The sequence below is a fragment of the Fulvivirga aurantia genome (assembly GCF_009711475.1).
Classification (GTDB): Bacteria; Bacteroidota; Bacteroidia; order Cytophagales; family Cyclobacteriaceae; genus Fulvivirga; species Fulvivirga aurantia.
This window is the reverse complement of record NZ_SMMD01000701.1, coordinates 1-5,916: the sequence shown is the minus strand read 5'-3', so window position 1 is coordinate 5,916 and position 5,916 is coordinate 1. Positions and strand designations below refer to the sequence as shown.

7 protein-coding genes are annotated in these 5,916 nt (G+C 38.2%); 1 reads left to right on the top strand and 6 read right to left on the bottom strand.

Features of this window, described 5'->3' with window-relative positions; translation table 11 throughout:
- Nucleotides 1-39 precede the first annotated feature (39 nt).
- Nucleotides 40-483 carry a type I restriction enzyme HsdR N-terminal domain-containing protein gene (locus E1176_RS07695; RefSeq protein WP_155210031.1) on the bottom strand — a complete coding sequence of 148 codons (444 nt, stop codon included), beginning with the start codon at nucleotides 481-483 and terminating at the stop codon, nucleotides 40-42.
- A gap of 39 nt (nucleotides 484-522) precedes the next feature.
- Between E1176_RS07695 and E1176_RS07690 the strand changes: the two genes are divergently transcribed.
- Nucleotides 523-2,316, top strand: a complete 1,794-nt coding sequence (locus E1176_RS07690) for an SLC13 family permease (protein ID WP_155210030.1) — start codon at nucleotides 523-525, stop codon at nucleotides 2,314-2,316.
- On the opposite strand, the gene E1176_RS07685 is transcribed toward E1176_RS07690, so the two are convergent.
- From E1176_RS07685 to E1176_RS07665, 5 genes are all read right to left on the bottom strand, one after another.
- The gene (locus E1176_RS07685) at nucleotides 2,313-3,626 is read right to left on the bottom strand and encodes an MFS transporter (RefSeq protein WP_155210029.1); all 1,314 of its coding nucleotides are present in this window, start codon (nucleotides 3,624-3,626) and stop codon (nucleotides 2,313-2,315) included. The genes E1176_RS07690 and E1176_RS07685 overlap by 4 nt on opposite strands.
- A gap of 65 nt (nucleotides 3,627-3,691) precedes the next feature.
- Nucleotides 3,692-4,153, bottom strand: a complete 462-nt coding sequence (locus tag E1176_RS07680) for an ExbD/TolR family protein (RefSeq protein ID WP_155210028.1) — start codon at nucleotides 4,151-4,153, stop codon at nucleotides 3,692-3,694.
- A 2-nt stretch (nucleotides 4,154-4,155) separates the two neighbouring features.
- Nucleotides 4,156-4,743, bottom strand: coding sequence for an ExbD/TolR family protein (locus tag E1176_RS07675; protein ID WP_155210027.1), 588 nt, complete (start codon nucleotides 4,741-4,743; stop codon nucleotides 4,156-4,158).
- Nucleotides 4,743-5,069, bottom strand: a complete 327-nt coding sequence (locus E1176_RS07670) for a hypothetical protein (RefSeq protein WP_155210026.1) — start codon at nucleotides 5,067-5,069, stop codon at nucleotides 4,743-4,745. The genes E1176_RS07675 and E1176_RS07670 overlap by 1 nt, the downstream gene beginning before the upstream one ends.
- Nucleotides 5,070-5,142: 73 nt before the next feature.
- The coding region (locus E1176_RS07665; RefSeq protein WP_155210025.1) for a MotA/TolQ/ExbB proton channel family protein at nucleotides 5,143-5,916 on the bottom strand (774 nt) is incomplete at its 5' end.

The window sequence follows — 5,916 nt, the reverse complement described above, 5'->3', positions numbered from 1 at the left end:
CCAATTAAAACCGTTTCTGTATGTCAGGGACGGTTTTTTTTATTTATAAGCAGGCACCTCGTTCAAAAAGTCATACCGTGTATCATCTGAAGATCTCGTACAGCAGTAATGACTGAGTCCGTTTGTAAGCACCAGATACCTGGCTTTTATCTTAGAATTGTAAATTGAGAGTTGATCAAAGCCCTTTTGATTAATTTTTACATTATAAGCCTTGCATTCTACTAACAATTCCGGCTCCATTGCATTATTATAGACTAGAATATCTGATCGCTTAGAAAGCCTGTTATAATTTAAGCCTGATTCAACCTTAAAAAGTGACTTAGGGTAATTTAAGTGATGTATTAAATAGTGAATAAAATGCTGCCTAACCCACTCCTCCGGAGTGAGCACAATATATTTTTTTCGTATTATGTCAAAAATTTCAACATTAGCTGCTTTTTTCCTGATATTGCAATCGATGTTGGGCAGATTTAATTCTATCATTAAAAGAAGTTTTAGCAAAGCTATTCAATAAAGTTATTAATGAATATTATACCTGTAGAATATCAGTCATACTATGTTATCGGTGTAGTTGTACTGCTTTTTTTTGTTATATACCGTGAGCTATTAAAGCCAGCGGTTGCTTTTTTAATGGCTACCCTATTGCTGCTTGTTTCAGGAGTAATCACTCCAAAAGAAGTGCTTGAGGGATTCTCCAATCAATCAATAGCTACCATCGTATTGCTTATATTAATTACCGCGGGCATAAGAAGTAATTTTAACATCGAAATTTTCTTAGACAAGGCATTTGGCAGGGCAAAGACGTATCGGGGTTTTTTAGCTTCTATGATGAGTAAAGTGGCAATTCTATCTTCTATCGTCAATAACACACCTGTTGTAGTCTTGATGACGCCCTACGTTTTCAATTGGGGAAAGAGACACAACATATCTCCTTCCAAACTCCTGATTCCACTTTCTTATTCTACAATCATAGGTGGTATGATTACTATTATAGGTACATCTACAACTCTTGTGCTTAATGGCTTTTTAATAGAAAATAAGCTTAACGAAATTAATGCTATCTCCCTTCTGGTCATTGGTGTTTCCGTCATGGTGATGTGCCTCCTTTTTCTGCTTTTATTTAGCAACTATCTATTGCCAAACAGAAAAGATATCATCGAAGAATTTGAGGCCAATAAAAGGGAGTACCTAATTGAAAAAAGACTGAGTGAGGACTCACCTCTTGTTGGTAAAACTGTGGTTTCAGGTGGCCTTAGAAATCTTAATGGAGTTTACCTTGTAGAGATTGTGAGAAATGATAAGATCATATCGCCAGTAAGCCCTGATGAAGAGATTGAAGCCAATGACATACTCATCTTTGCAGGAAATACTGATACCATAGTGGACCTTACAACATCAGACATAGGTGTAGAGTTGCCCTCTAACCTATCTCCTTCAGACAATGAAAGAATACAGGTGGTTGAAGCTGTAATTAGTGCAAACTCAAGTTTGATCAGTAAAAGTATAAAGGAATCTAATTTTAGAGCCAGGTACGATGCTGCTGTTGTTGCCATTCATAGAAACGGTGAAAAACTAAGTGGCAAAATAGGTCGACTTAAGATTAAAGCAGGAGATGTACTTTTGATGTATGTCGGTTCTGATTTTAAGAACCGTGTCGATTTATACAAAGATCTTTATGTTATCTCAGGTGAGGATAAAGAAATACGACCAAGAAAGAATAATCATTACAAGCTCACCGTATTAGCAGCTACAGGATTTGTATTGATCACAACACAATTATTCTCACTCTTTGTGTCTTTATTGATCGTGTTTGCCGCAATGGTCGGCTTTAAGCTTATAACCCTTAAGAATATTAAACGCGACCTTGACGTAAATCTGGTAGTTATTCTGGTGCTGTCTTTAGCTCTGGGAGAAGCGATGATTAAATCAGGCGCTGGACAATTTTTAGCTCAAAGTGCCATGTCTGTTTTAAGTGAGCAGCAACCTATTGTGATTTTAGGAGGCTTAATGGTATTTACGGCTATGCTTACTTCATTTATAACGAATATTGGAGCTGTGGCCATCGCCTTCCCATTAACATTAGCACTAACTCAGGCCTTAAATATTGATGGAGAGCCTTTTTACTTAGGCCTAGCCTTTGCCGCCTCTGCAGCCTTTTTAACCCCGATAGGCTATCAAACCAATTTGATAATTTACGGTCCGGGAGGTTATACATTTAAAGACTTTCTACGAATAGGCTTCCCGGTAACATTTATTTATTTGCTAACAGCCCTATCCGTAATAGGTCTTATTTTTAAGGACGTATTATTTATTTAAGCTACAGCCTTCTTTCTAAAGCCGGTTTTAAGTGGAATCTTCGATAAGATTAAAAACCCAAATCCAACAATAAAGAATAGCATTAGCGCGAGGGTACTGTTTCTCATGCTACCCGTAATCTGTTCAATGAGTCCGTAAGAAAAAGTACCAAGAACAATAGAGATGTTGTACGTAACATCATAAAAACTGAAATATGAGGCATGATCAATACTGCTTTCAGGTATGAGCTTAGCAAATGTCGCTCGAGATAGCGATTGTATCCCTCCCATAACAAGACCTACAATAAAGGCCAGTGCGTAGAACGCATACTGATCATAGACAAAGTATGCCCCAAAACATATGGCTACCCAAATCAGTACCATTACCTGTAATGAGAATTTATTGCCTCTCTTAGCAGAAACAAAGGCAAAGAAGTACGCTCCACCAATTGCCACCAATTGTATGATCAGAATTGTTAAGATTAGCTGACTGCCCTCAAGTTTAAGCTCTTTGCTTCCAAACAGTGTTGCTAAATACATTATTGTTTGCACACCCATGTTATAAAAAAAGAAGGCCAAAAGAAACAGCTTCATGACCCGCATTTCCTTCAAACTCATCCAAACCTTTTTTAGCTCTTTATAACCTTCAGTAAGCACATTACCCTCTACTTTTCTGTTAAAGACATTATCTTTTAGTCGACTAAAAGTAATTTGTGAAAAGCCAATCCACCAAAGCCCTACCATTAGGAATGAAAAACGACTTGCCTGCCCCTGTGATGCAAAACCGAATAACTCATAATTCATGATCATAGCTAAGTTGATCACCAAAAGAATAACACTACCAATATACCCTAATGAATACCCTTTGGCACTTACCTTGTCAAACCGATCTGTAGTGGTGATTTCCGGGAGGAAGGCATCATAAAATACTAAGCTGGCACTGTAGCCAATACTAGCCAACACAGAGCAAATTATGCCAATTTCTATGGTATTGATCCCTTCAAAGAAATATAATCCCATACAAGCTGCCGCACCAGTGTAAGCGAAGACCTTCATAAACAACTTCTTCTGACCGCTATAGTCTGCTATACCGGATAATAAAGGCAGAATGAGAGCAACAAATAGAAATGAAAATGAAAGTGAGTAAGAATACAGAACAGAATTTACAACCTGAATTCCAAAAAAGTCTACCTTATCTCCTGCATCAGCATTGGCTGTAGCAGACTCATAGTAAACCGGGAAAATGGCAGATGTGATCACCAGTGAATAAACAGAATTGGCCCAATCATACATGCACCAACCATTGATGGTTTTCTTGTTATTTATTTCCATTTCTATACATAAAAAAAGGGCACCTGAATACTCAGCATGCCCTTATTATTTACATTATTGTTCTTTTATTGCTCCATTTCCTGAAGTGTAGTGTAGAGGAGTTTTCTGGCATTTGCCTTTCTCAACTCTAGCTCGACATCAGAAACCAGACCTCGCTGTGTTTCTTTATCTACCTTCATTGCGATGGTAATTTGATCTCTTTCAACCTCATCTAGCTTATCCTTCTCCTGGGTTACCCAAAGTGTTACATCCTTAGGCTCAATGAATACATCATTAGCCTGGATTCGGGGCTCTGAACCCCACTGCTCTACTTTTTTAGGTTCTCCAATGTAAAGATAACTTACTAGAGATTTACGTTGAAGTTTTCTCAATTGCGTAGCATCAGGAATACGCTGCTTTACGTTGATAGTCACTTCTCTCAATACTGTTGTTACCATAAAGAAAAACAACAGCATGAAAATGATATCAGGTAGTGCAGAAGTAGGTATTTCCTGTTTAGTATCTGCTTTTTTCTTAAACTTTGACATTCTTAACCTCCAATTTTTGTTGGTTCAGCAATAGACAAGTTCATAGGAAATTCCAGCCCATCAGCTGTTTTTCCTCTACCCTTATCATATATTCTTTTGTTTTCAGGATCTGTAAGATCAGAAGCAATCTCTCTCCAACGCTCGTTGGTTACACCAACACGATCTGCATACATATCATAGTAAGCACCTTGTATTGCATCAATTACCTCAATAAACTTTTCCTGTGTTGTTCCTCTATCCGTTTTCAAAGAAACGATCGCTTCCTTAGGACTATCTGATGATTCTGGATCACGACCATTGTTAAGAACGAATTCTTTGATCTGCTTTCTTAATTCATCAGGTCCTTGTTCAAACGGCTCTCCCTCGACTAACATTTTATCAGCGGAGTTAATCTGAATTTTGAACAGGTTTCTTTCCGGGATCTGGATGTCGGTTTTCTCGATATCATCCGGATCCGGAGGAAGCTGCAAACTCAGTCCTCTGTCGTTAGCAATTGTCGTAGTCACCAGAAAGAATATCAAGAGCAAGAAGGCAATATCAGCCATCGAGCTTGAATTAATCTGGGGATCTTCTCTTTGTTTGCGTGCCATTATTTCAACGCTTTATTTATCTCTGAGAATACGATTCCGATGATTGCTACTACAAATAATGTATACATTGTCATAAGCAAACCACCAGAGAATTTAGATGTTGAAGAGGTCAGACCGTCTTCAACGAATCTTTTACTTACCTCGTCTCCGGCAATTGACCAGCAGATAAGAAATATTACCACTAGTACGATAATGCCTACTCCACTTTTCACCAACGTTTTTGGGTGACTTAATGAATTGATGACGGGCATAAGTATAGCTGCAAGAGCTGCAACTGCTACCATTCCCATGGCAACCCAAAGTGCTATGTCTATAAATGATTCCATGTTTTATATTTTATTTAATTCTCTAATAAAAGCCTCTATTAGCAAGGCTATAACCACTAAACTATTCTAACGATTAGTTAGTAAGCTTGTGCTTTACTAAAAGGTCAACCAAAGTGATAGAAGCATCTTCCATCTGGTTTACAAGAGAATCGATTTTAGATACCAGGTAGTTGTAGAATACTTGAAGTATAATACCAACAATAAGACCTGCTACCGTTGTTAAAAGTGCCACTTTAATACCGTTAGCAACAATCTGAGGAGAGATGTCACCAGCAGCCTCGATAGCATCAAATGCTCCGATCATACCAATTACAGTACCCATGAAACCAAGCATCGGTGCTAATGCAACGAAAAGTGAAACCCATACAAGACCTTTCTCAAGACGTCCCATTTCAACAGAACCGTAAGCGATGATCGACTTCTCAACCATTTCGATTCCTTCAGACATTCTCATAAGACCCTGCGTAAATATTGACGCAACAGGACCTCTGGTGTTTTTTGTTACTTCTTTAGCAGCTTCTACACCACCATTTGCCAATGCATCTTCCACGTTAGCTAAAAGCTTTTCTGTGTTAGTTGTAGCAAGGTTAAGTGTAATAATTCTCTCAATAGAGATTGCTAATCCGATAATCAAACAAATAAGTACAGGAGTCATGAAAGTCACATCTCCTTCGATGAATTTATCCTTAACTATTTGATGGAAAGATTCATTCTCTACAAGTTCTTCTTCTACCTCCGGCTCTACATCTTCTACAACTGGTGCAGGCTCTTCGGCCATAGTCGTATCTTCAGCAACTGCCGTTGTATCATTGTCCATTGCTGTGGTGTCAGAAGACTCTTGAGCCTT

What these genes read in the sequence shown, in the direction of transcription:
- E1176_RS07695 (WP_155210031.1), bottom strand. Translation starts at nt 483, where the DNA reads ATGATAGAATTAAATCTGCCCAACATCGATTGCAATATCAGGAAAAAA.
- E1176_RS07690 (WP_155210030.1), top strand. Translation starts at nt 523, where the DNA reads ATGAATATTATACCTGTAGAATATCAGTCATACTATGTTATCGGTGTA.
- E1176_RS07685 (WP_155210029.1), bottom strand. Translation starts at nt 3,626, where the DNA reads ATGGAAATAAATAACAAGAAAACCATCAATGGTTGGTGCATGTATGAT.
- E1176_RS07680 (WP_155210028.1), bottom strand. Translation starts at nt 4,153, where the DNA reads ATGTCAAAGTTTAAGAAAAAAGCAGATACTAAACAGGAAATACCTACT.
- E1176_RS07675 (WP_155210027.1), bottom strand. Translation starts at nt 4,743, where the DNA reads ATGGCACGCAAACAAAGAGAAGATCCCCAGATTAATTCAAGCTCGATG.
- E1176_RS07670 (WP_155210026.1), bottom strand. Translation starts at nt 5,069, where the DNA reads ATGGAATCATTTATAGACATAGCACTTTGGGTTGCCATGGGAATGGTA.